14 protein-coding genes and 1 pseudogene are annotated in these 22,816 nt (G+C 69.0%); 6 read left to right on the top strand and 9 right to left on the bottom strand.

The genetic code is table 11. The features are described 5' to 3' along the window. Positions 1 to 237: 237 nt before the first annotated feature. Genes ABH935_RS33225 through ABH935_RS33210 form a run of 4 tightly spaced genes read right to left on the bottom strand, consistent with a single transcriptional unit; the run spans position 238 to position 5,759 of the window. Positions 238 to 2,928 (bottom strand): CHAT domain-containing protein, encoded by a 2,691-nt coding sequence (locus ABH935_RS33225; RefSeq protein ID WP_370381901.1) that lies wholly within the window; start codon positions 2,926 to 2,928, stop codon positions 238 to 240. Positions 2,929 to 2,957: 29 nt separating this feature from the next. After that, positions 2,958 to 3,464, bottom strand: a complete 507-nt coding sequence (locus ABH935_RS33220; RefSeq protein WP_370381900.1) for a hypothetical protein — start codon at positions 3,462 to 3,464, stop codon at positions 2,958 to 2,960. Then, the gene (locus ABH935_RS33215; protein ID WP_370381899.1) at positions 3,455 to 4,174 is read right to left on the bottom strand and encodes an RNA polymerase sigma factor; all 720 of its coding nucleotides are present in this window, start codon (positions 4,172 to 4,174) and stop codon (positions 3,455 to 3,457) included. Before ABH935_RS33215 ends, ABH935_RS33220 begins: the two co-directional genes overlap by 10 nt. A 4-nt stretch (positions 4,175 to 4,178) precedes the next feature. Further along, a complete protein-coding gene (locus ABH935_RS33210) occupies positions 4,179 to 5,759 on the bottom strand; it encodes a S8 family serine peptidase (protein WP_370381898.1) in 1,581 nt (526 codons plus the stop codon). A gap of 645 nt (positions 5,760 to 6,404) precedes the next feature. On the opposite strand from ABH935_RS33210, the gene ABH935_RS33205 reads away from it, so the two are divergent. Genes ABH935_RS33205 through ABH935_RS33195 form a run of 3 tightly spaced genes read left to right on the top strand, consistent with a single transcriptional unit; the run spans position 6,405 to position 10,860 of the window. Beyond that, on the top strand, positions 6,405 to 7,823 hold the full coding sequence (locus ABH935_RS33205) for a DUF2252 domain-containing protein (protein ID WP_370381897.1): 1,419 nt from the start codon (positions 6,405 to 6,407) through the stop codon (positions 7,821 to 7,823). 12 nt (positions 7,824 to 7,835) lie between these two features. Then, complete coding sequence (locus tag ABH935_RS33200) at positions 7,836 to 9,479, top strand: MFS transporter (RefSeq protein ID WP_370381896.1); 1,644 nt, start codon at positions 7,836 to 7,838, stop codon at positions 9,477 to 9,479. 13 nt (positions 9,480 to 9,492) lie between these two features. Next, positions 9,493 to 10,860 carry a hypothetical protein gene (locus ABH935_RS33195; RefSeq protein WP_370381895.1) on the top strand — a complete coding sequence of 456 codons (1,368 nt, stop codon included), beginning with the start codon at positions 9,493 to 9,495 and terminating at the stop codon, positions 10,858 to 10,860. Positions 10,861 to 10,954: 94 nt separating this feature from the next. Here the strand turns inward: ABH935_RS33195 and ABH935_RS33190 are convergent, their stop codons facing one another. The 5 genes and pseudogenes from ABH935_RS33190 to ABH935_RS33170 all read right to left on the bottom strand — a co-directional run. Then, positions 10,955 to 11,239, bottom strand: coding sequence for a hypothetical protein (locus ABH935_RS33190; protein ID WP_370381894.1), 285 nt, complete (start codon positions 11,237 to 11,239; stop codon positions 10,955 to 10,957). A gap of 101 nt (positions 11,240 to 11,340) precedes the next feature. Next, the gene (locus ABH935_RS33185; RefSeq protein WP_370381893.1) at positions 11,341 to 11,628 is read right to left on the bottom strand and encodes an SHOCT domain-containing protein; all 288 of its coding nucleotides are present in this window, start codon (positions 11,626 to 11,628) and stop codon (positions 11,341 to 11,343) included. 26 nt (positions 11,629 to 11,654) lie between these two features. Then, positions 11,655 to 12,107 carry a DUF6325 family protein gene (locus ABH935_RS33180; RefSeq protein ID WP_370381892.1) on the bottom strand — a complete coding sequence of 151 codons (453 nt, stop codon included), beginning with the start codon at positions 12,105 to 12,107 and terminating at the stop codon, positions 11,655 to 11,657. A gap of 104 nt (positions 12,108 to 12,211) precedes the next feature. Next, positions 12,212 to 12,841 carry a GAP family protein gene (locus ABH935_RS33175; RefSeq protein WP_370381891.1) on the bottom strand — a complete coding sequence of 210 codons (630 nt, stop codon included), beginning with the start codon at positions 12,839 to 12,841 and terminating at the stop codon, positions 12,212 to 12,214. Between the two features lie 300 nt (positions 12,842 to 13,141). Then, positions 13,142 to 13,276 (bottom strand): annotated as a pseudogene (locus ABH935_RS33170) (alpha/beta hydrolase); the annotation flags it as partial. Positions 13,277 to 13,641: 365 nt separating this feature from the next. Here ABH935_RS33170 and ABH935_RS33165 point away from each other — a divergent pair. The 3 genes from ABH935_RS33165 to ABH935_RS33155 all read left to right on the top strand — a co-directional run bounded on the left by ABH935_RS33165 (position 13,642) and on the right by ABH935_RS33155 (position 22,748). Continuing rightward, positions 13,642 to 18,180 carry a DUF6531 domain-containing protein gene (locus ABH935_RS33165; RefSeq protein ID WP_370381890.1) on the top strand — a complete coding sequence of 1,513 codons (4,539 nt, stop codon included), beginning with the start codon at positions 13,642 to 13,644 and terminating at the stop codon, positions 18,178 to 18,180. A gap of 49 nt (positions 18,181 to 18,229) precedes the next feature. Beyond that, positions 18,230 to 19,015, top strand: coding sequence for a hypothetical protein (locus tag ABH935_RS33160; protein WP_370381889.1), 786 nt, complete (start codon positions 18,230 to 18,232; stop codon positions 19,013 to 19,015). Between the two features lie 1,381 nt (positions 19,016 to 20,396). Continuing rightward, a complete protein-coding gene (locus tag ABH935_RS33155; protein WP_370381888.1) occupies positions 20,397 to 22,748 on the top strand; it encodes a cell wall-binding repeat-containing protein in 2,352 nt (783 codons plus the stop codon). Positions 22,749 to 22,816: the final 68 nt, after the last annotated feature.

Raw genomic sequence — 22,816 nt, 5'->3', positions numbered from 1 at the left:
CGTGCGACTTGACACCACCGGCCCGGTCAGCTTGGCTACGCCCGCCGACGCGACGGGGAACCCGGGACAACCCCGCCTGTGGGAAGGGTTCCCGCACCTCCGGCTCGACGGCTCGCCGCCGCCTGTGCCTGCCGGGTGGACCCCGTCCACACCACAGGCGGGGTTGTCCCGGATCCCTCGTCGCTGTCGGCGGGCTCTGCCACGCTCCTCACGGCGTCGTCGATCAGCAATCATCGATCAGCCCGCGCCGAAGCAAGTGAAGGCGGCCATCGGGTTGGGCCCGGTCGCGGCGGCGAGGGCCTGAGACGGCGTGCTCCCGGCGAGGAGGTGGCGGTGGTAGGCGGCCATCACCTCGGCGGTGGCGGCGTCGGCGACGGGGGCCGCCGCCGCGACGACGGTCGAGCTGCCCAGGTGGAGCAGGGTGGTCACCAGGCCGAGGGGTTCCTCGCCCGGGCGCATCGAGACGTGGCCGACGTCGCAGGCCGACAGGACGACGTGGCGCGGGGCGGCGTCGAGGTGGAGCAGGTCGTAGGCCATCAGGGGGCCGTCTGCCAGTTCGAGGCGGGAGAACAGGACGTTGTCCGGTTCGTGGCGGCCGTGGACGGCGAGGTGGGCCATCGGGGCTCCGTCGAGGGCCCGGAGGGTCGCCTGGACGGTGGCGTGGGCGCCGTCCAGCGTGGTGGAGTCCGGGTACTGCGACGCGATGGCGGTCAGTTCGCGGGTCGCCTCGCGCAGGCCGGGGCCGGCGATGAGGGTGAGGGTGAGGTGGTTCTGGGCGCTCACGGCTCTGGCCCGATGAGCCGCGAGCCAACTCGTCGCCGAGGGCGCGACCGTCAGCGGACGTCCACGAAACGCGGGCAGCAGTTGCCAGGGCAGCGCGGCCAGCGGTCCGCAGGGAACGACGACCAGTTCGCGGTCGCCGATCAGCCCGAGCATCGTCGGTCCGAACAGCCGCGCGTCCAGCTGCGTCGCGTGTGCGGTGAGCGCCTCGGTGACCGCCTTCTCCATCCGGCTGGGCAGGAGCCTTCCGACCAGCGCGGTGATGTCCGCACGCAGCCGCCGAGCCGTCTCGTACGCCTCGGCCGCGCCGCCCAGTGGCAGCACTCGGCGGTCGGTGTCGGTGACCACGAGGCCGAAGAGCGTCCCGCCCTGCCGGAAAAGGCTTATCAGGGCTTGTCTGGACGGCGCCAGGGCAGCGGCCGTCTCGTCCAGACCCGCCACCTTTCCCGACGAACCCGCGCCCGGACTCGGCCACGCGCTCTGCCGGATCCGCCGTTCCAGGGAGGCTCGGCGGCCGTTGAACGCCGGATCAGCCGGGGTGCCCGCCATCACGGCCGTCCGCCGCCCGAATTCGAGCTGCCGGAGTTCGGCCACCGCGGCAGCGATCTCGGGGTCCGTCGCAGGACGCACCGGCTTTATCCGCAGCGCCTGCGCCCGCGACAGCTCCGACCAGGTGAAGACCTCGGCGACCTTGCCGTCCACCAGGCTCAGGGCCAGGCCCGCCGCCGCGACCTCGACGCCGAGCGCCGCGGTGCCGGTCTGGAGGTCGACGCTGCCCAGCCGCGAACGGTGACGGGACAGGACGGCCAGGCCGGAGCGGAGCGTCCGCAGCGCCGTTTCCTGCTCGCCGGCTGCTGACGACAGCTCCGCGAGGGTCAGGTATCGCAGCATCCGAATATCAAGCGGGACGGCCCTGCCGGGAGTCCTGAGCGCTCGTGCGCGACGAGACGCCTGGGCGAGGCGGTCGGCAGCGACGAGTGCCCTGATGCCGAGCAGTTCGGCGGCTGTCGCGTCGTGGCCCAGGCCCAACTCGCGAAGGCGTTCGGCCAGATCGAAGGCGCGGGCCGCGAGTCGGGCCGGCGACCTGGAGGTGACCGATCCTGCGACAGCCGCCGACGCGACGCCCGCCGCATCGCCCGCCGCATCGCCGGCCACATCGCCCGCCCCGCCGGCCGACGTGCCACAAAACACAGTGAGCTGATAAGCGGCCTGAAGCGCGATCAGCTCGGCGGCGGCCGCACCCGAGGCGTTGCCACGCCGCCTGAATCCCGCCCGAGCCGATCGAGCCCACTCTCGCGCCGCCCTGGCGTCCCCCGCGAGCAGCGACGCCTCAGCACGCACCGCCTCGGCCTCGGCCCGGTCCTGACTCATCCGCTGGCCGCGGAAGAGCCCGATCGCCGTGTCCAACTCGGCAGCCGCGTCCGTGGCGAGGCCGGCGAGAAGCAGAGCCCTGGCGATGTCCACGACGGCGACCGGCCGCCACGAAGGACTCAACACCGCGAAACCGTCGGCGGCCTCCCCGATCGTCCGCAGCGCGGCCGGCACGTCGCCGACGATGAGGTCGCAGCATCCGAGGTTGTGCAGGGCCTTCACTGCCAGGAGCGGCCGGTCGGCCGCTCGCGCCAGCTCCAAACAGCGTTCTGAGTCGGACCGTGCGCCGGCGAAGGCACCCGTCTCCATCCGTGCGACGGTCCGGTTGAGCAGCACCCGGGCCATCTCCACCGGCTCCCGCTCGGCGTCGATCAGCCCGACGGCCAGGTCGAAATCCCCGAGCGCCGCCCGCGCCCGGCCCGTCCGGAGCAGCAGCAGCCCCCGCTGGCCGAAGAACTTGCCGCGGTCGGCGGACGCCACCAGCGGCTCGCACCGTACGAGCAGCGCGAACCCCAGCGCCGTGCGGCCCTGCTCCGCTTCGGCGTGCGCCAGGCTCGTGAGGATCCTCGCGGCGACGACGTCGCGGTCGGGTGAGGGGGCTGATTCCCACGTTGCCACCGGCCGGGTGCCGAGCGGGACGCCGAGCAGCCGCAGCGCCTTGCGCAGATGACGCGCCGCCACCGCGGGCCGGCCCAGGGCGGCCGCCTCGACGCCGAGCCGGTGCAGTCGACCCGCCTCGATCAGCGCCGACGGCCTCGCACGGAGCGCATCAGTCATAGCTCGGTCTTGCTCCGTCCATCACTCGGTCAAAGTACGACGGCCGGGGTCACCACCGTACGCCCGCCGGCCGGCGATGCGCCGTCCTCCGCCTCCACGGCGATCTGAACGAGACCGTGCGGGACGTCCAACAAGACGAATCGGCCGAGCTCGTCGGACGACGTGTGGAAGTCCTTCTCCCCGGTCCGCAGCCGCACATGGTGCACGGCCGGCGGGGCGAGCCACCCGTCGACCCGCATGGTGTCGCCGGACGGACTCACCTGCACCACGATGGTGAGGCTCTCGCTGTCGAACGTTATCGTCCGGCTCTGCTCGGTGCCTCGGACGCCCACCGCTTCGAGGCCGGACGCCTCCAGCCGGGCGATCTCGTCCTCCAGGCCCGCGAGGTCCAGGGCGAAGGCGACGCGGGTGAGGAGTCCGGCGGGCACCGGGTCGGCGTCCTCGTACAGGGCTCTGACATCGCCGAGGATCGCCAGGTCGATCTCGTCGATCGGGTCGTCCGCGCCGGCGGGCCTCGGCTCCTCGGTCAGGGACACAGGGCGCTCCAGCGGGTGTCGGCCAGCAGGATGGCTCTGAGTTTGGCCAGACATCGCCCGCGATTCGGGCCGACGGAGCCGCGCGGCATCCCCAGCGACTGCGCGACCGCGTCGTAGTTGGGGCGGTCGGTGACGGCCAACAGCCGCAGCAGCTCGGCGCAGCGCGGGGTCAGCCGCTCCAGGGCCTCGCGCACGAACCGCAGCCGCTCCTCGGCGATCACCCGCTCCTCGGCCGGCTCGGCGGGGTCGACGAGTCCGGCCAGCTCCTCCGCGCCGATCGAGCGGGTGCGGTCGAGGGATTTGCCCAGCCGCCACGATTCGCGCTTCGTCGCCGTCACCAGCCAGCCGATCAGCGCGGCCGGCGTCTCGATGTGCGCCAGGCGCGCGACCAGGCTGAGCCACACCGACTGCACGACGTCCTCGGCGTCGTTGTGGACGAGCCCTTGGCCGCGCGCGATGTGCCACAGCAGGGGGGTCAGCTCGGCGACGATCTCGTGCAGGCCCTCGCGGTCGCCGGCCTGTGCCCGGCTGAGCAGACCGCCCAGGCGCTCGGCGCGATCCTGGGCCGGCTCGGTTTTCGCGTTGCCGTCCGCCTGTCGCGCTTTGTCTGAATACCCTGATTCGCCCGTCAGGCCCGTTTGGCCCACCTCGGCCGCCGCACCCGCGCCGGTGCCCGTGCCGATCCCGTCGGGAGCAGTCCCTATCGTCACGCGATCACCCGCCGACCGTGCGCAGGGCCCGCGCGGCCCGGGTGATCGCGTGCGAGGCGTCGAGATGCTCCATGCCCACCGCCGGATCGCGCTCGGCTTCGAACAGCACCGCGGCGGCGAGGGCTGCCGCCACCAGCGGCGCGGAGAACGAAGTGCCGCTCCACGTCGCGAAGCCGGACCGGAAGTCGTCGGGATCTATCGTCTCGCGGCGCTGCGGCAGTCCGGGCCCGTTGGCCTCGGCGAGGGAGTTGAGCGCGCCCTCGCTGCCGTCGTACGTCGTCGGATACGTGCTGATCACCGCCGCACCGGTGGCCCAGCAGCGCACCCACGGGCCGTCGTTGCTGAAGAAGGCCTTGCTGCCGTTGGGGTTCAGCGCTCCGACGCTGATCACGACGGGGACGTTGCCGGCGCCCGGCGGCAGTGCGGCCGGATAGCAGGGGCGGTCCGTCGAGTCGTTCCCGGCCGAGGCCACGACCAACACGCCGCAGTCCGCGAGCCGCCCGATGATCGAAGCGAGCTGCGAGGTGTAGGCCACGTCGTCCGCGTTCTCCGAGTAGTAGCCGGCGGACAGCGAGACCACGTCGACGAACTGCTCGGGGTCCCCCTCGCCGGCCTGCGCGTAGCGGACCTGAGCCAGCAGTTCCGCGAACGCCACCAGCAGATCGTTCTCGTAGACGACGCCGTCGTCGTGCATGAGCCGGATGCTCCGCACCCGGGCGTCGGGCGCGGCCTGGCGGATGATGCCCGCGATGAAGGTCCCGTGCCCGGAATGGGTGTCCAGCTCGCCGAGCAGTGGCGTGTCGTAGACGGGGCCCTCCACCGGATCCGGCAGCGGCTCGGGCACGTCGGCGGCGGCCTCGGCGGCGACGAGCAACGCCTGGATCGCCGGATCCACCAGCACGAAGCCGTCGTCGTAGAGGTCTGAGGAGTAGTCGAGCCACGGGTGCGGCCCGATCCCGGTGTCCAGGACGGCGACCGTCGGCCGCCGGCCGCCGAGCTGGCTCAGGGTTCGACGACGCGGCGCGGGCGCGATCACGTCGACCGGCGCCCGGCCGCCACTCCCAGCCCGTGCGTACGACCAGCCGCCGGTGTGGCCCTCGGTGGACGGCTGCCCCTCGGTGGCGGGATGCCCCTCGGTCGACGGATCGCCGACCAGCGACACCGCGCCGACCAGCAGGTGTTCCAGCTCGATCCGGCTGACGGCATCCCGCAGGTCCGGCTCGGCGAGCACGGCGGCGCGCAGCGTCTGCAACGCCAGCCACGCGTCGACGGACCGCGCGAGGGATCCCGCGACCACCTCGATCCGCACCCGCCGATGGACGTCGGGGTAGTGGGGCTGGTGTCGCCGCAGCACATCGGGCACCGCGTGGGCCAGCGGCCGGACCCGCTCGAAGGCCAGACGGTAGCCGACCGCGGCCAGGACCTCGTTGAGCCGCGCCAGGACCAGGCGGTTCTCCGGCTCGAAGAAGCTGTTCGGCACCTGCAGCACAGCACTGCGATAGATCGTCGACAGGGGAGTCGGCGCCCCGGCGAACGTGACGGCCGTGGTCGGGCGCAGAATCCTGGCCCCGTGCCGGTCCAGCACGTCCTGAGGCAGCCAGACCGGGTCCGTCGGCCCGTGCCACGTCCTCGTCCGAAGACCCCCCAACCGTCCCCGACGATCCTGATCGCGGCGAAAACTGATCACCATCTGCGCGCCACCCTTCAGCCGACCGCCCGAGCCCTACAGCGTCAGTAACAGAGTGCACCAAGGGGCCCGGGAGATACCGGCGGACCGCGAACTGGATCGCTTTACCCGCAGCACGAAACACCCAGGTCGTGCCAGGCCCTCAGGCCGCAGCGGTGGCGGCCGCCGACGGCGCGGCGCTTCCCGTCGTTGACTGTCGCCTGCTGCCGGTCTGCGATCCGCGGCATTTCGCCGGTTCGTCGTGTGCCGGCCCGACGACACAACGCTCCCATCGCCGGTGGGCTGACCGGCACCGGCAGGGCGGACGGCCACGCGGCTGTCCCCCGAATGGGGCATTGGCGCCGTTCGCACGCTGTCCAGCTGCCTAGGTTGAGAGGAGGGGTTCTGCGGCATTGGAGGGCTGAGCAGAAGATCCTTGCCTGACCTGCCTGGCGGGGTCGGACCGGATACCGATCGAGGGGCGGCACAGTCGCACCCAGGCGGCAGTAGCCCGCTGTGGGCGCGACCATCCGGACGCCGACAGCCTTTGGGTTGGAGATTGACATGTCCAGATCTGTTGAACACCGAACGCACCCGACTCCCGCGGAACGCGCCGAGGTGGGCAAGACCGCGCGCGAGGCAACGCCCGTGGAGGAGAACGCTCAGTTCCAGCCCGCCGCCGACCGCGCGGACCCGGTCGCCATCCTTGAAAAGCAGGCCAAGACTCGGGTCCCCGAGCTGGTTCCGGTCCGCTACGGCCGCATGCTCGTCTCGCCGTTCACGTTCTTCCGCGGTGCGGCTGCGGGCATGGCCGCAGACCTGGCCGGCACGGCCGACTCCGGGCTGACCGTGCAGCTGTGCGGGGATGCGCACTTGTCGAACTTCGGCATGTTCGCCTCGCCTGAGCGCAGTCTGGTCTTCGATGTCAACGACTTCGACGAGACACACCCCGGGCCCTGGGAGTGGGACGTCAAACGCCTGGCCGCCAGTCTGGAGATCGCCGCCCGGGACAACGAGTTCGGCCCCAAGAAGCGCCGCAGGGCCGTCATGGCCGCCGCGCGCGGATACCAGCAGGCGATGGCTGAGTTCGCTGGTCTCAAGCAACTCGACCTCTGGTATGCGAGGGCTGACGTCGAAGAACTGCGGGGCACACTGAAGGCGGGACTGAAGAAGGCCAGGCGGAAGACCTTCGACAAGGCCCTGACCAAGGCCCGCGGGCGGACCAGTGTGCGCGCCTTCGGAAGACTCACGGGCCTGGTGGACGGTCGGCGCCGCATCCTTCCGGATCCGCCGCTGATCATGCCCGTCCGCGATCTGCTGCCGGACGTCGAGCGCGCCGAGCTTGAGGAACGGTTCCGCAGGCTGTTGTCCGGCTACCGCAGCACGCTGCAAAGCGACACACGGCGCCTGCTGGACTCGTTCGATTTCGTCGACCTGGCGCGCAAGGTCGTCGGGGTGGGCAGCGTCGGCACCCGGTGCTGGATCGTCTTGATGCGCGGACGGGACGGCGACGACCCGTTGTTCCTCCAGGTCAAGGAAGCGCAGCGGTCGGTCATCGCCGAGTACGGCGGTCGGCCCACCCCCGAGCGCGGCGGAGAGGGCGAGCGCGTGGTCCACGGCCAGCGGCTCATGCAGGCCGTCAGCGACATCTTCCTGGGTTGGCAGAGCGTCGAGGGGATTGACGGGCGCCTCCGGGACTTCTACGTGCGCCAGCTCGCCGACTGGAAGGGCTCCTTCGTGATCGAAGGCCTGTCCGCCCCGGAATTGGCGGCGTACGGGCGGCTGTGCGGCTGGAGCCTGGCTCGCGCGCACGCCCGGAGCGGCGACCGGATCGCCATCGCCGCCTATCTCGGCGAGGGCGAAGCGTTTCCCGAGTCCGTCGCCGACTTCGCGGCGCTGTACGCCGATCAGAACGAGCGGGACTACGCCGCTTTGAACGATGCCCGGCGCTCGGGCCGGATACCCGTCCTGTCCGGACTGTAGGAGCACCCGTCCATGAGTGCTGACGCAGTCGTCCCATCGCCTCGGGGCGGGGCCGCGAAGGTCGTCCTGGCCACGTTGGCGGCCGCCCAGTTCCTGATGGCGCTGGACTCCTCGGTCATGAACGTCTCGATCGCGACGGTCGCCTCGGACGTCGGTACCACGGTGACCGGCATCCAGGGCGCGATCACCGCCTATACGCTGGTCATGGCCATGTTCATGATCCCCGGCGGAAAGATCGGGGCGATGATCGGCCGCAAACGGGCCTTCATGATCGGCTGTGTGGTCTACGGCTGCGGCTCCCTGACGACCGCGATCGCGCCGAACCTGCCGGTCCTGCTGTTCGGCTGGTCGCTCCTGGAAGGTCTGGGCGCGGCGCTGATCCTGCCGGCGGTCGTCGCCCTGGTGGCCGTGAACTTCCCCGCCGAGCGCCGGCCGGCCGCGTACGGTCTGATCGCCGCCTCCGCGGCCGTCGCCATCGGCCTGGGCCCGTTGATCGGGGGGTTCGCCACGACGTACTTCTCCTGGCGCTGGGTCTTCGCCGGCGAGGTCGCCGCGGTGCTCGGGATCCTGGCGCTGGCCCGGCACGTCGCCGACCGCCCGGCCGGCACCCGCCCGCGCTTCGATCTGGTCGGCGCGTTCCTGTCCGCGGTGGGGCTGGGGGTGTTCGTCTACGGTGTGCTCCGCACCTCCGAATGGGGCTGGTTCGTGCCGAAAGCCGGCGGCCCCTCCTGGCTGGGGATGTCGGCGTCGATCTGGGTGATGCTGGCCGGCGTGCTGGTGGTGTGGCTGTTCCTGCTCTGGGAGTCGCGCATGGCGCGCCACGGCAGGGAGCCCTTGATCGACCCGGGCCTGTTCGCGAACGGGCAGCTGACCGGCGGCCTGACGATGTTCTTCTTGCAGTACTTGGTGCAGATGGGCGTGTTCTTCGTCGTCCCGCTCTACCTGTCCGTCGCCCTGGGCCTGTCCGCGCTCAGGACCGGCGTCCACATCCTGCCTCTGTCACTGACCCTGTTGATCGCGGCGGCGTTGATCCCGCGGCTGTTTCCCCACGCCTCACCGCGGCTCGTCGTGCGCTTCGGCGTCCTGGGCCTGTTCACGGGCGCCTTCGCCCTGACCGCCGCGCTGAACGCCGGCTCCAGCGCGGCCGTCGTGACCATCCCGCTGCTGTTGATCGGGCTGGGTATGGGGGCTCTGGCCTCGCAACTCGGCGCGGTGACCGTCTCGGCGGTCCCGGACAGCCGCAGCGGCGAGGTGGGCGGCATCCAGAACACGGTCACCAACCTGGGCGCCTCCATCGGGACCGCCCTGGCCGGCTCCATCGTGATCGCCACTTTGACGACCTCGTTCCTGACCACCATCGAGAAGAACCCCGCTGTCCCGCCGAGCGTCAGCAGCCAGGCCTCCACGAAACTGGCCGCCGGCGCGCCCTTCCTGTCCGACGCCCAGCTCTCCGCCGCGCTGGCGAAGGCGAACGTACCTTCCCAGCAAGCCCAGGCCGCCATGCAGGCCAACACGAAGGCGCGCCTGGTCGCGCTGCGCGCCGCCCTGGCGGTCCTGGCGCTCGTCGCGTTGGTGGCCTTGTTCTTCACCGGACGGATCCCCAGCAGGCAGCCGGGAGCGCAGAGCGCCGGCTCGGGCTCTGGCGAGAACGCGTAGGAGGCGGTGCGACATGTCCTCCGTCGCAAGTCATGACCCCGAGCCCCAGCCCGGCGACGAGGAGGTGAGCGAGCTCCGTCGGCGCATCGCGCGGCTGGAGGCCGAGGCCGAGACCGCGAGTCGCGACCGCCGGCCCGTGCACCACCGCGTTCGCACCGGCTCCTCGGTGCTGGTGATCGTGCTCGCCTCAGTGCTGGCCCTGCTGTCGGTCGTGTCGGTGTGGGCCGCCAACACGGTGACCGACACCGACCGGTTCGTGTCGACCCTGGGCCCGCTGGCGAAGAATCCGCAGGTGCAGACCGGGGTGTCGAACCGGATCAGCACCATCGTCCTGGACCAGGTTGACGTCGACTCGGTGGTCAAGCAGCTCTCACAGGCCGCCAGTTCCAGCAACCTCCCGCCCCAGACGGCGGCGCTGCTCTCCAGACTGAACGGGCCCATCGACAGCGGTCTGAAGAGCCTGGTCGGCACGGTCGTGGACAAGGTCGTGACCAGCGACGCGTTCGCAAGCGTATGGAACAACGCACTGCGTACGGCCCACGCCTCCTTCGAGAAAGCCCTGACCGGCAAGGGCGGAGGCGCGGTCAATCTGATGAATGGCGAGGTGCAGCTCGACCTCGGGCCGGCCGTGGCAATGGTGAAGACCCAGCTGGTCGACCAGGGTTTCCCGGCGGCGAGCAGGATCCCGACGGTGAACACGACCTTCACCATCTACAAGTCGTCGAGCCTGGGCAAGCTCAAGACGTACTTCCGGCTCCTCCAGATCGTGGGCGACTGGTTGCCGGTCTTCACCGTATTGATCGCGGCCGCCGGGGTCTTCCTGGCCCGGAACCGCCGCCGGGCGCTGATCGGCGCGGCGATCGGGTTCGCGGCGGCCATGCTGGTGCTGGGTATCGCGCTGGCGGTCTTCCGCTCGTTCTTCCTCGACCAGCTCCCGGCGGATGTCAACGCCGGCGCGGCGGGGGCCACCTATGACGCGCTGGTGAGGTTCCTGCGTATCAGTACTCGGACGGTGGGCACGCTGGCCGTGCTCGTCGCGCTCGGCGCGTTCCTGTCGGGCCCGGCGCCGATGGCGCTGTGGATCCGCGCGGCGTTCAGCAGCGGGATCGGCGCCGTCCGGGCGGTCGCCGATTCCGCCGGGTTCCGGGCCGGCCCCGTCGACCGGTTCACGGCCCGCCACAAGCGGTGGATCGGCATCGCGATCCTGCTGGCCGCCTCGGTGGTCTTCGTGCTCTGGAACCATCCCACCGGCCTGGTGGTGTTCTGGTTCGCCTTGGTCATCGCCGTGGCGTTCGCGATCCGCGAGTTCTTCGCTCCGGGTCCGGGTTTGATCCGCCGCGACGAGACGGCGGTGGACGCGGCCGGCGCTGGGCGTGCGTGATCAGTCCGTGCAGCATGTGGATGGACCGCCATTCGGGTGTTGCACGGGGAGGACACACACGCTCGCCGGCTCGGCCGGCAGACGAAGGGGTTGCTCACCGCGCGTGCGTGGGGTGGCCGTCCCTTGAGTCGGCGGTGTGCTCGTGCCAAGCGTGCGCGCCGGCGAGCGTCGCGTGCCGCACCCGATCCAGCTTGTCAGCCGCCAGGGCGGTGGGGGAGATGTCCCGCTGCCTGGCCCAGGCCGCCGCGCCGCGGGTCACCGCGACGGCGGCTAGTGCCATGCCGACAGAGGCGAGCATCAGCCCGCCGCCGACAAGCGCGGCGCCAGTTTTGATCATGCCGGTCTGGAAAGCCGGCTCTGCGGTGTCGGAATGCATCATGGAACCACCTTGTACTCGCGTGCCGTATCCGGCATCTCCGCCGCCCACCCGAACCAGCGAACATCCGCTGGCAAGGGCCGCGACGGTCTACGACCGGCGGGTCAGTTCGCGAGGATCTTCCGCTTCTGGTCCTCGAACTCGGCCTCGGACAGGATGCCGTCGTTCTTGAGCTCGCCCAGCTGCTTCAGCTGCGCGAGTTTGTCGTCCACGGAAGCCGCCGGCGCCATCGGCTGCGTCACGGGCTGTGCCATCGGCGGAGGCGCCGCGGCCTGCTCCATCTGCTCCTGGTGGGCCCAGCGGCCGGCCTGCCTCCGGGACACCCTGTTGGATACTGCCGTCGCCGTGCCCGCGATCGCCGCGGTCCGAGCGACGCCACGGATCAGTCCCATGGCCGTGCTCCTTTCAGCCCTCCGACTCAGCTCTCCGACCCGGCGAATTCCAGTGCCTCGATCAGATCCGCCGCCGGGATCCGGCCGCTGGCGAGCAACTGCGCGCCGCTGCGCCGTAGCGAGGTCACGAACGGTTCGGCCCACCGGTTCTCGTAGACCAGGATCCCGGCCGAGGTGCCCGGTTCCAGAGCCTCCGCGGCCTCGGCGAGGTCGTCGTCGCCGATCAGCCCCGAGGCAGCGCCCTTGAAGACCTCCAGGTCGCCACGGTCGTCGGGGGCGAACTCGTCGATGGCGAGTTCGGTGACCGAACCGTCGGCGTTCTTCGCGATGAACACCAGGTCCAAGATCCGGATGATCCCGCGATCCACGAGGTCGGTCAGCAGTGGCAGTCCCTCGCCCCGCATGCCGGTCCGTGGGAGCTGGACGATGAGGTAGTCGATGGGACCCAGTTCGTCGGTGTGGTCCGCGTCTGCTGTCATGACGCCTCCAGACGCTCGATACGCGATCGAGGCCCCCTTCTCCACCACATTATCGATCAAGCACGGGAACGGCGCAGTGTGGGCGAGGGGCCGCCACAGGCCGGCTACACCAGCCCGGCGAGCCCCTTGACGACGAAGTAGCAGCCCACCGCCGCCGCAGCGAGGATGAGGATGGGCTGCCCGTGACGGGTGAGCCAGTTGTTCGCCGCCGCGAGCCGGGCGGCGGTGTGCTCCGGGGCCACGATGTAGGTGAGGACCGGGATTTCCGCCATCAGGAGGACGACGACCGCGAGCAGGACCACATCGAGATACCTGGCCGCGGAAGACTTGTTCGCCTCGGCCACCGTATGCAGCGACAGCAGGTAAAGCGGCGACGGCGAACCCATCGCGGCACCGAGGACCACCGCGGTGATCAACCGAGTCTCGCCCCTGCGGACCTTCACCTCACGCGGGGCACGCCGTGCGACCATGACCGCGAACAACAGGGCCGTGGCCCCCAGCGCCAGATCCAGCCCGGGCGGCGCCGCCGGATGCCGCCGCTTGTTCTCCCACCCGCTGGCGGCCAGCGCCCCGACCACCAGGAAACCCACCCCGACAGTGACGGCCCCCGCTGCGGCCACAAACGCGAACGCGAGCCGCAACGGCCGCCCCCGAGACAGCAGCCCGGCAACGATCACCAGCGTCGTCGGCGAGAACGCCGCCACCAGCGCCGGCGGCACGGCATCCCACGGCATGGTCCACCTCCAGCCACTCGCCAAGAAGATCATTTCATCGCGGGGGGAGTGCGGCGACGTGTCACCGCGGGACGCTGTCCGGCGGGCAGGTCGCCCGCGCCGGAACACCGGCGTCCGCAACCGACAGCCGTCGAAGGCCTGCCGCACAGAAAAGGCCGGTTCGCGAATCATCGGAGTTCGCGAACCGGCCAGAGCGGTGCTGGTGTCAGCCGATGAAGCTGATCCGGTTGTGGTCGTCGACTGTGCCGCTGCGCAGCTGGCTGTAGAGCTCGCCGGAGTCTCGTCCGAACACATCGTGCCCGGCTTCGGGAGCGTGGGATCGGCCAGGTACGTGGCGGTTACGCACGCGCTGCGGCCGAACGCGGTGTGCCCTTCGGCGTCGAAGGTCAGCAGTTCGGCGTTGTCGACCGTCTTCCAGGCCGTGCTTTCGGTCAGGATCTGTCGGCAACGCCTTCGTCAACCACGTAGCGCTCGCGCTGTGACAGGTGCACCTCACACGCTTTCGAGGTTCGGAACGCAACCCGGAGTGCAACCTCTAAGCCTTGACCGACGCGAGCGGCCTGTTACGGCGCGCGGTATTGGCTGAGCAGCCCTTGCCACGTTCTGTAGACACCTCAGCATGGAGGGTTACCGGTCAATGGTGCATTTGAGTAGACTCCCCACCGCGGTGATCACGTAGGCGACAGAACTCTGTCACTCACGTGCGCTCGACTGACGTAACACGGGGGAGGGGTTCGACGTTGGTGCGCCCGACTGGTTGGGATGTTCTCGGTCTGGACGGAGACCCGACACCTGGTGTCGTGGAGTCTGTGCAGGCTCTGGCCAAGGAGTTTGGGGACTTCGCACATGATGTAGAGGCTGCGTACCGAAGTCTGAACTCATTCGGCTCCGACACCGCGGCCTTGCAATGGGTGGGCCAGACTGCCGATGCGTTCAAGGGCAAGTACGGTCCTCTGCCGGGGCGCCTGCAAAAGCTGTACACGTCCTACAGCGAAGCCTCCGACGCACTGTCCGCGTACTGGCCGCAGTTGCAGGCCGCACAGGCCAAGGCCGACACGGCGCTTCGCCAAGCGCAGGATGCGCATGCCGATCTGCAGCGCGCTACGACTCGCGCCAACAGCGCGACATCGGATTTGAAGACGGCGCAGCAGAACCAGGCTGCCAACCCGAATCAGCAGGCTGTCACTGACGCCCAGACCGCGCATGACACCGCGCAGACGAATCTGGACAACGCCAAGGCCAAGATGGCTGCGTTGACCAAGCAGGCCAACGACGCCTACAACGACCGCATCAGCGCCGCCAAGACCTGCGCCAGCGCCCTGCACCACGCCCAATCCGACGGCATTCACAACAAGTCCTGGTGGGACCACGTCGGCGAGGACCTGTCCAAGTGGGGCGGGGAGATCGGCAAGATCGCCGGCGAGCTCGCGCCAATCCTGGACATCATCGCGCTGGCCACCTCGTGGATCCCCGGTGTGGACGTGGTCACCGCGGCGCTGGCCGAGGCCGACAACCTCATCGCGCTGGCAGGCACAGCCATCGGCGCCGTCGGCGACGCCATGCAAGGTCACTGGGGCGACGCGCTGCTCGGCGCCGGCATGCTCGCGCTGACCTTCGTCGGTGGCCGGGCCCTGGGTTCCGGGGCCGAAGACCTCGAAGGCGAAGCGGGAGCGTTGGAAGGTGAAGCCGGCGCGCTTGACGGGGAGGCCGACAGCCTGGGTAGTAGCGCGCGTGACGTTGATGGCAACGAGCCCGCCGTCTGTGAGAACGACCCGATTGACGTAGTCTCCGGTCAGATGCTGATCACTGAGACCGATCTGGCGTTGCCCGGTGTGCTTTCGTTGGTCCTGCGCCGTGCGTACGCTTCCGGTTATCAGAACGGCCGATTGTTCGGTCCCGGTTGGTCGTCCACGCTGGACCAGCGAATTGCAATCAACGCTGCGGGTATCCACTTCGCCGGGGACGACGCACAGACCCTGCACTATCCGCTACCAGACACCGCCGAGGCGCCAGTCCTGCCACACCGCGGCGCTCGTTGGCCGTTGGTGTGGGACCGGGACCTGGACGAGATTCGCATCACCGACTCTTCGCTGGGCCATACCTACCACTATCCACTGGCGCACCATCGCGATGGGCAAGGCGAGATCAGAGACCTGACGGCGATTTCGGATCGCAATGGCAATCGTGTAGTGATCGCCAGGGACCAGCGCGGTACCCCGCAGGCCGTGACGTACGCCGATTACCGCGTCGCGGTCGACACAGTCGTCACAGGTGTGGGGAGCCGGATCACCGGTCTGCGCCTGCTCGGCGATGACCACGGAACGGGTGTGTCCCGCGACGGTATTGTGGGCGGCTCGCCCGGATCGACTGTCGTCCGTGCTTTCGACTACGACGTTCAAGGCCGGCTGACCGGTGTTGTCGACTCATCGGGCCTTCCGTTCCGCTACGAGTACAGCGGCGAGGACCGGATCACGGCCTGGACCGATCGGGTCGGGAACCGTTACGCCTACGAATACGACGCCCTGGGCCGCGTTGTGCGGACCGTCGGCGACGGCGGGTATCTGTCCGGCAGCTTCTCTTTTGACAGCGCAGCGCGGACCACTGTCTTCACCGACTCCTTCGGTGCGACCACGACCTACCACTACGACGAGTTCGGCCATGTCACGACCGTGATCGATGCTCTGGGCCACACCTCAAGTACCGAGTACGACCGTCACGGCCAGTTGCTCTCCACCACCGACCAGCTCGGTGCCGTGACGCGGCTGGAACGGGACGAACAGGGCCGGCCGGTCCGAGTGCTGCTGCCGGAGGATGGCGTCATTGACGTCGAATACAACAGCCTGGGCCTTGCGACCTGTGTCGTCGGAGCCGATCGCGCCGTATGGCAGTACTCGTACGACGCGCGTGGCAACCTGATCGGGGTCTTGGATCCGACCGGGGCGGCGAGCCGCCACGAGTACGACGACTCAGGGCGGCTCATCGCGAGCGTGGACGCCGTGGGTGCTGTGCTGCGCATGACCGTGGATGCCGCCGGCCTGCCCACTGTCCTCACTGACGCCGACGGCCGCGACACCCGAATCACCCGGGACGCGTTCGGCCGCGCAGTCGAGATAGCCGAACCGCTCGGCGTCCGTACCACGATGGTCTGGGACGTCGAGGGCCGAATGTTGGAGCGGCGCTGGGCCGACGGCAGCACCGAGCAGTGGTCCTACGACGCCGAAGGCAACCTGCGGCAGCATCGGGACGAGGCCGGCGGCGTCACGTCCAGCGAATACGGTGTCTTCGGTCTGTTGACCGCACGAACCACCCCGGACGGCGCGCGGCATGTCTTCTCCTATGACACTGAACTGCGCCTGGTCGGCGTTACCAACCCGGCCGGCGCGGTGTGGTCCTACCGCTTCGACGCTGCCGGCAGGCTGGTCGGCGAGCGCGACTTCAACAGCCGCGCGCTCGACTACGTCCTGGACCCGGCGGGTCGGCTGGCCGAGCGCCGGGTGGCCGGCGGCCCGGCCGTCGCCTTCGAGCGCGACCCACTGGGCCGGGCTACGGTCCGGCGCTCTGGCGATGCGGTCACGACCTTCGCCTATGACGCGGTCGGACGCATTCTGAGCGCCGAGGGTCCCGGCTCTCGCCTGGACTACACGCGTGACGCTGTTGGCCGGATCCTGACCGAGACCGTCAATGGTCAGACATTGGTCAATGAGTACGATGCGCGAGGACTGCGAGTGGGCCGGGTCAGCCCGAGCGGCGTCGTTTCACGATGGGACTTCGACGCATCCGGACATGTGACCTCGCTGCGCGGCAGCGCCGCGGCGCTGTCCTTCGTCTACGACGAGGCCGGCCGGGAAATCGCCCGGGGTCTCGGCGCCGACGCGGTGCTTTGCCAGTCGTACGACGTCACCGGCCGGGTTGTCGGCCAGCAGATCTGGGCTGGTATGACGTCGACCGGTGGGATCCGACCGGAGTCCCGGCGGGTCCAGGAACGCGCATACCGGTACCGGGCTGACGGCACGGTGACTGCGATCACCGACCTCCTACGGGGAGACCGGGCCTTCGAGCTCGACCCGCTTGGCCGGGTGACCGCAGTCGACGGCGCGTCGTGGCGCGAGGCGTATCAGTACGACGCGTATGGAAACCTCCTGCAGTCCGAGGTGCCCGGCGACTCCTCCACGAACGGCGGGCGGGCCGGGACCGGCACGCTGATCAAGCGAGCCGGACGGACGACCTACGAGTACGACGACCAAGACCGGCTCGTGCGGTGCTCACGCCGCACGTTGTCCGGACAGGTGAAGCGCTGGAGCTACACGTGGGATCCGCAGGACCGTCTCCTGGAGGTCGCCACGCCGGACGGCGGCCGCTGGACCTACGACCACGATCCGCTGGGCCGCCGGATTGCCAAGCACCGCTTCGCCCCCGGCGGCGAGCGCGTCACCAGCGTTTGGTTCAGTTGGGACGGCACCCGGCTCGCTGAGCAGTCCGAGGTCGACGAGCACGGCCGCACCACCACTGTGACCTGGGACTACGAGCCGGGAACGGATCGGGTCGCCGGCCAGACCCGCCGAACCTGGGCCACCGACGCCCCGAGCGAGGAGATCGACTCCGAGTTCCACGCCATCGTCACCGACCTGGTCGGCACGCCACAGGAATTGGTGGACGCCACCGGGGCGGTGGCGTGGCGGCAGATCGCGAGTGTGTGGGGCCAGGCAGTCACGGCACCGGGCTCGCGCACCGATTGCCCGCTGCGCTTCCCCGGCCAGTACCACGACCCGGAGACGGGGTGGAACTACAACTTCTTCCGGTACTACGACGCCGAGAACGCCCGGTACACGAGCCCAGACCCATTGGGCTTGGACGCGGCGCCGAACCACCACGGTTATGTGCGCAACCCGCTGGGCTGGAGCGACCCGCTCGGTCTGATCAGCTGTGACAAGGCCCGCGAGGCGTTCCAGAAGGCGCAGGACAGGGTCAACGACAAAGGCACCGCGCAGCGCAAGGCCGGCCCGCCGCCGAAGGGCTACCACGGGCACCTCCCGAAGGACGTCGAGGACGACATCCTGCGGAACCCCGACGCCGTTTACGCCTCCACCGGCACCGGGGACCGCGTCATCGTTCGGCAGGGTGACGACATCGTGGTATTGGACGGCAAGGGCGCCACCAGAGGACACATCCAGACCAGCTATGGACCGCGAGGGCCGTTGAACGATTCCGGCGCCAGGGCGTACCCGGGCAGCCTGCCAACCGATCCGGGCAAGCCGATCACCCATGACATGATCGTCAACGGAGGGATCCCGGACGGAAACGGCGGCTTCTTGGCGCCGGCCGTCCAGGTATGGCCGTGAGAGCCGTCCATCTACCCAGAATCACCGCCGGATCAGCAAGGATGGCGTCATGAGCACCACGGATCCGATCGAGCTCGCCCCGGGGACATTCGCCCGTGTCGTCCCGGGCGAGCCCTTCGCCGCGCAGCCGGCTTTGCGCCTGGACAGCCTGGCCTTGTACCTACCGGCCAGCGAAGATCAGCCCTCTGAGACTCGACTGGCCGCGACGACCGGAAGTAGCGAGTGGCTTTGGGATGCCGCCGAATACTGGAGGTTCGACCGTACCTCCTCGGAGTTGGTGCAGATCATTGCAGCTTTGCCCGCAGACAACAGTCAAGGACCGGATCCTGAAGCCTGGGCGCAGGCGCCGACGGTCACCGGGACCATCGCGCTCGCCGTACCCGGGGACTTCGCCCGACCGGAAGGAACCACCCGCTGGATCGACCCGGCGGGGTCCACGCTGATCCTCAGATACGAGCCGCTGGAGCCGACGCCTCGTTCGCTGGACCGACGACGCGTCCGTCTGGCCGAGGGCTGCTTCCTGCTCATCGAGGACAATCGGGTGGCAGGCTGGCAGCTGGAACGTCCGGCCAGATTCATCACCGGGGATTCAGGCGGCGCACCGCTGCCAGGCGCCGACGTGGAGGCAGCACTCGGTGGGCTGTTCAGCGCCCTGATCACGTTCACCGACGACGCCCGGCTCGACGCCCTGGACAATGGCGACCTCACGGTGCGTGAAGAGTTGCGGGACCTGGACAAGCGACTAGAGCCGTACTGTGCACGCCACGACTCCCGCGCACTCGAGATGCGAAGGCTGACCCGCCAGGTCCTGGAGGATTTTGGACCGCGGTTGTAGGTGCTCGCAGCGGTAGACGTTGCGGCCCTACCCCGGCCAGCCTGTCCGCCTGCTGAGGTGTAAGCGATGTACATCTCGGAAAAGCGTGTGAGGTCGCGATAGGATCCCAGGCCAGAGGTCTGTCCCGGCTGCATCTGAGGCGGCCGGTTGCATTCCTGGTTGCATTCCGATGGGGCCTGGACCCCCATGGATGGTCGGAATAGAATAGCCTCTGCTGTTGAACCCACGGAGGCTTGCACCTCACACGCTTTCGAGGTTCGAGAAGGTGCTTCGCAGGCTTCGCATAGACGTGCTGACCTGCCGCAAAGCGAAACCCTGCGCGTTGAGTCGCGTCCAGCGATATGCGTTCCGACGCCGGAATGCAACCCGGAATGCAACCCATCGAGTCAGGCTGGCCTCGGGGCTCCGGGTCCGTACCACACCGTCAGCATCGCGCTTTCCCCGGACAGCTGCTCTATTACGAAGACCAGACTCGAGCGCAAAGCCGAGTCCTCCAGCGACCGTTGCGTCGACGCTATACCGGACGGCTTCCACCAGGCAGCTGCCCATCTCGAGCCGCGACAGCGTTCAGCGTGGGATCGCTTACAGCGTGTCGGTTCGAGGCTCCGCGGATGTAACGTCCGACGGGTTGGAGCGATGCGTCGCGACCGGATATTGAAAACGGGTGGTCGGTTGGTCAGCAGATCCCATCGGCTGTCTGGCACGCGATGGTGGCATACGGCAGTAGCGGTTCCACGCGACGACCCTATTGAGTGGAGAAAATTGAGATCAGACAGAGTGGCCAGCCCATCGACCGGGGTCTAAACTTTGCGCGCGGAGCCGCCACTGGGGGATCAGGGGACCCGATATCGGGTGGGCTTCTGAGTGCCGTTCTACGCTCAGTTGGGGAGACTGTTCGTGCGCTTATTGATTCTCGGCGGCAACGCTCTTGGGGGGCTACCAGGCCAGCACGCTGCCGAACTGGCCCGCGCGGATCTCCCGGTTGCCCTTGGTCGGGGTAACGGCCCCGGATACGGCGGTGATGGTCGCCCAGAGGTTCCCTTGAGCCAACAACGAAGGGCGATGCCGGGCTGGGCCGGCGTGCCGTTTCCCAGTGCGATGTTCGGGAACTGTGGCGGCCTGCTGCTGACTGACCCGGGTCACCTTCACGAACCTGCGGCGGCCCCCTGGCTCCCCGGAACGTGAGTCTGTGGACCGTCGCATGATGGGCGGGCCGGTCGCCATGCCGGACAAAGCTCGTCGGCGAGATCGGCGCATCGATCGGGTCCGGCGGCTACGTTTCTTTCCGTTTGCCGGCCCACGTCGTGCTCCCGACGCTTAAGGCGGCAGCGCCCCCTCCCGCCGCAATAGAACGCTCGCGACCGGCAACGGCTATTGGCCCATGGAGGCCAGCTACGAAGGCCAGGCCTCTAGCGTCGGCATCGTTTTGCCCATCCCGTATTGCTCAATCCAAGATGAAGGTTTCGTATCTATGAACCAGCGGCGTTACATAACCCTGAGCGCGCTGTCCACGCTGGGCGCAGCCTCGGGCCTTCTCGCGGCGCCCGCACACGCGGCCGCGGGCTCGACCATCTACGTCGACAAGACCGTTGCAGGATGCATTGACACCGGGCCGAGCGCCGGAACCGCTGCCACGCCGTTCTGCACTCCCTCCACCGCGATCGCCTCGGCGACACCGGGCTCGACGGTCCTTGTACAGGCGACCAATGCGGGCACCGGCTATGACTACAGCCTGCCCAGCATCCAAGTGTCGGGGATCTCCGGAAGCCCGGTAACCGTCCGCTTCGCCACTGGTGCCCGCGTGGAGGACCTGAGCACCGGACTGTCGATCACCGGCCAGCACGACGTCGTGGTCGACGGCTTGGCGATGCAAGGCGCCCTAACGGTGAGCCAGTCCCAGGGGATAACGATCACCAACGCGTATATTCACCAAGGCGCGTTCGGCATATCGCTGCAAGGAGTATCTAATTCATTCATTAACACGGTTCGTGTAAGCGACGCCGCGGACGGCATAGTGCTCGGCGGCGGAACGAACAACGTCACTGTGGCGCACGCCAGTATCGATCAAGGCCAAGGGAACGGCGTCGTCCTGGATGGAACGGGCACAACCGCGAACACGATTCGCGACAGTGAGGCGGTCTACAACATCGGAGCGGGAATCGTCTTCCGGAACGGGGCCAGGGGCGACCTCGTCTCGAACGACATCGTGGCCGAGAACAATCAAGGAGTGCTGGTCGACGGCGCGGCGGGCAACATCGTCGACGAGAGCACCATCGCGCAGAACTGTGCGGGAGTCGCCGTGCAGAACGCATCCACAGGAACATCGCTCACCAACAACATTGTCAGTGACAACGGTAGCCCTAACGCTTGGGGTGGCGGATGCAAGACCACGCCGGGCAGCGTCGCGGCCGTCGCCGTGGATGCCAGCTCCACGTCGGGGACCAGGACCGACTACAACGTCGTGCACACCGGAACGACAGGGCCCCTCTACACCTGGGGCTCGACCACGACGACGGCCCTCAAGGACTTCCAGTCGGCTTCGGCGCAGGGCTCCCACGACACCGTAGCCGACCCCAAGTTCGTTACCTCCGGTGGAAGCCCCGACTTCCAACTGGCGGCCGGCTCGCCGGCGATCGACACCGGCGACGATTCGGCGGCAGGCAACGAACCCGAAGACTACGCCGGCCACTCACGCACCGTCGACGCAGTCGTGGACCGGGGTGCCCTCGAATTCCAGCAGCCGACTCCGACCCCCACCCCGACCCCGGTGCCCACCCCGGCGCCGACACCGGGCACCCAGCCGGTCGTCTCTCGTGTGTTCGGCGGCGATCGCTACGGCACCTCAGTAGCAGTGTCACAGCGCCAATGGGCCACCGCTGGCTCCGCGAAGGGCGTCGTCCTGGCCACTGGCCGTACCTTCCCCGACGCGCTGTCCGGCGTCCCGCTCGCGGCCCATATCCACGGCCCACTCCTGCTCACCGATACCGCCGCGATCGACGCGCCGACGCTGGCCGAGATCAGCCGGGTCCTGGGCCCGGACAAGACCAAGACGGTTTACATTCTCGGCGGTACCAACGCGGTCAGCCGGGAAGTCGAGAACGCCATCGTCCACCTCGGCTACCACATCCAGCGCTTTGCCGGCACCGACCGCTACGACACCTCCCGCCAGGTGGCCGCCAGCTTCGGCCCGACAAGCCACGTAGTGGTCGCTACCGGCGCGAACTTCCCCGATGCCCTGTCCGCGGGCCCCCTGGCAGCCGCCGAGAACGCCCCGGTCATCCTGTCCGCCGACGCGACCCTGGATCGCGCCGCCGCCTCGTTCGTCGCCTCCCACTCCGCGGTGGAAGCCGTTGGCGGTCAGGCCCGCCAAGCAGTCCAGGCTCTGAACATTGTCACCAAGCCGGTCGAGTACCTCTATGGCCTGACTCGCTACGAAACATCGGCCCGAGTCGCCGCAGCAGTAGCCGCAGCGTCAGGCCACCGCCCAGCCGGAATCGGCATCGCCAGCGGCACGAACTACCCTGACGCACTGACCGGTGGCGCCTTCGCCGCCAACGCGGACGAGGCTCTGCTCTTGACCGACCCGCAAACGCTCCAGCCGCCCACCGCCGCCGACCTTCAGACCGACGCCTCCACACTGTCCGGAGTAACGGTGTTCGGGGGGCCCGCCGCGGTCTCCGACGGCGTCGTGTCTGCTATCGCGAAACTGGTGAATGGACATGTCAAGTCCTGAAGTCTGCTATTCCCGCGAGCTGCGCACTGGCAGCTCATGACACAGGGGTTCAGCGTCTGCCGGATGGT

The organism is Catenulispora sp. GAS73 (assembly GCF_041262085.1).
In the GTDB taxonomy this organism is placed as follows: Bacteria; Actinomycetota; Actinomycetes; order Streptomycetales; family Catenulisporaceae; genus Catenulispora.
Note: the sequence above shows the minus strand (reverse complement) of the source record. Positions and strands in the feature narration are given on the sequence as shown.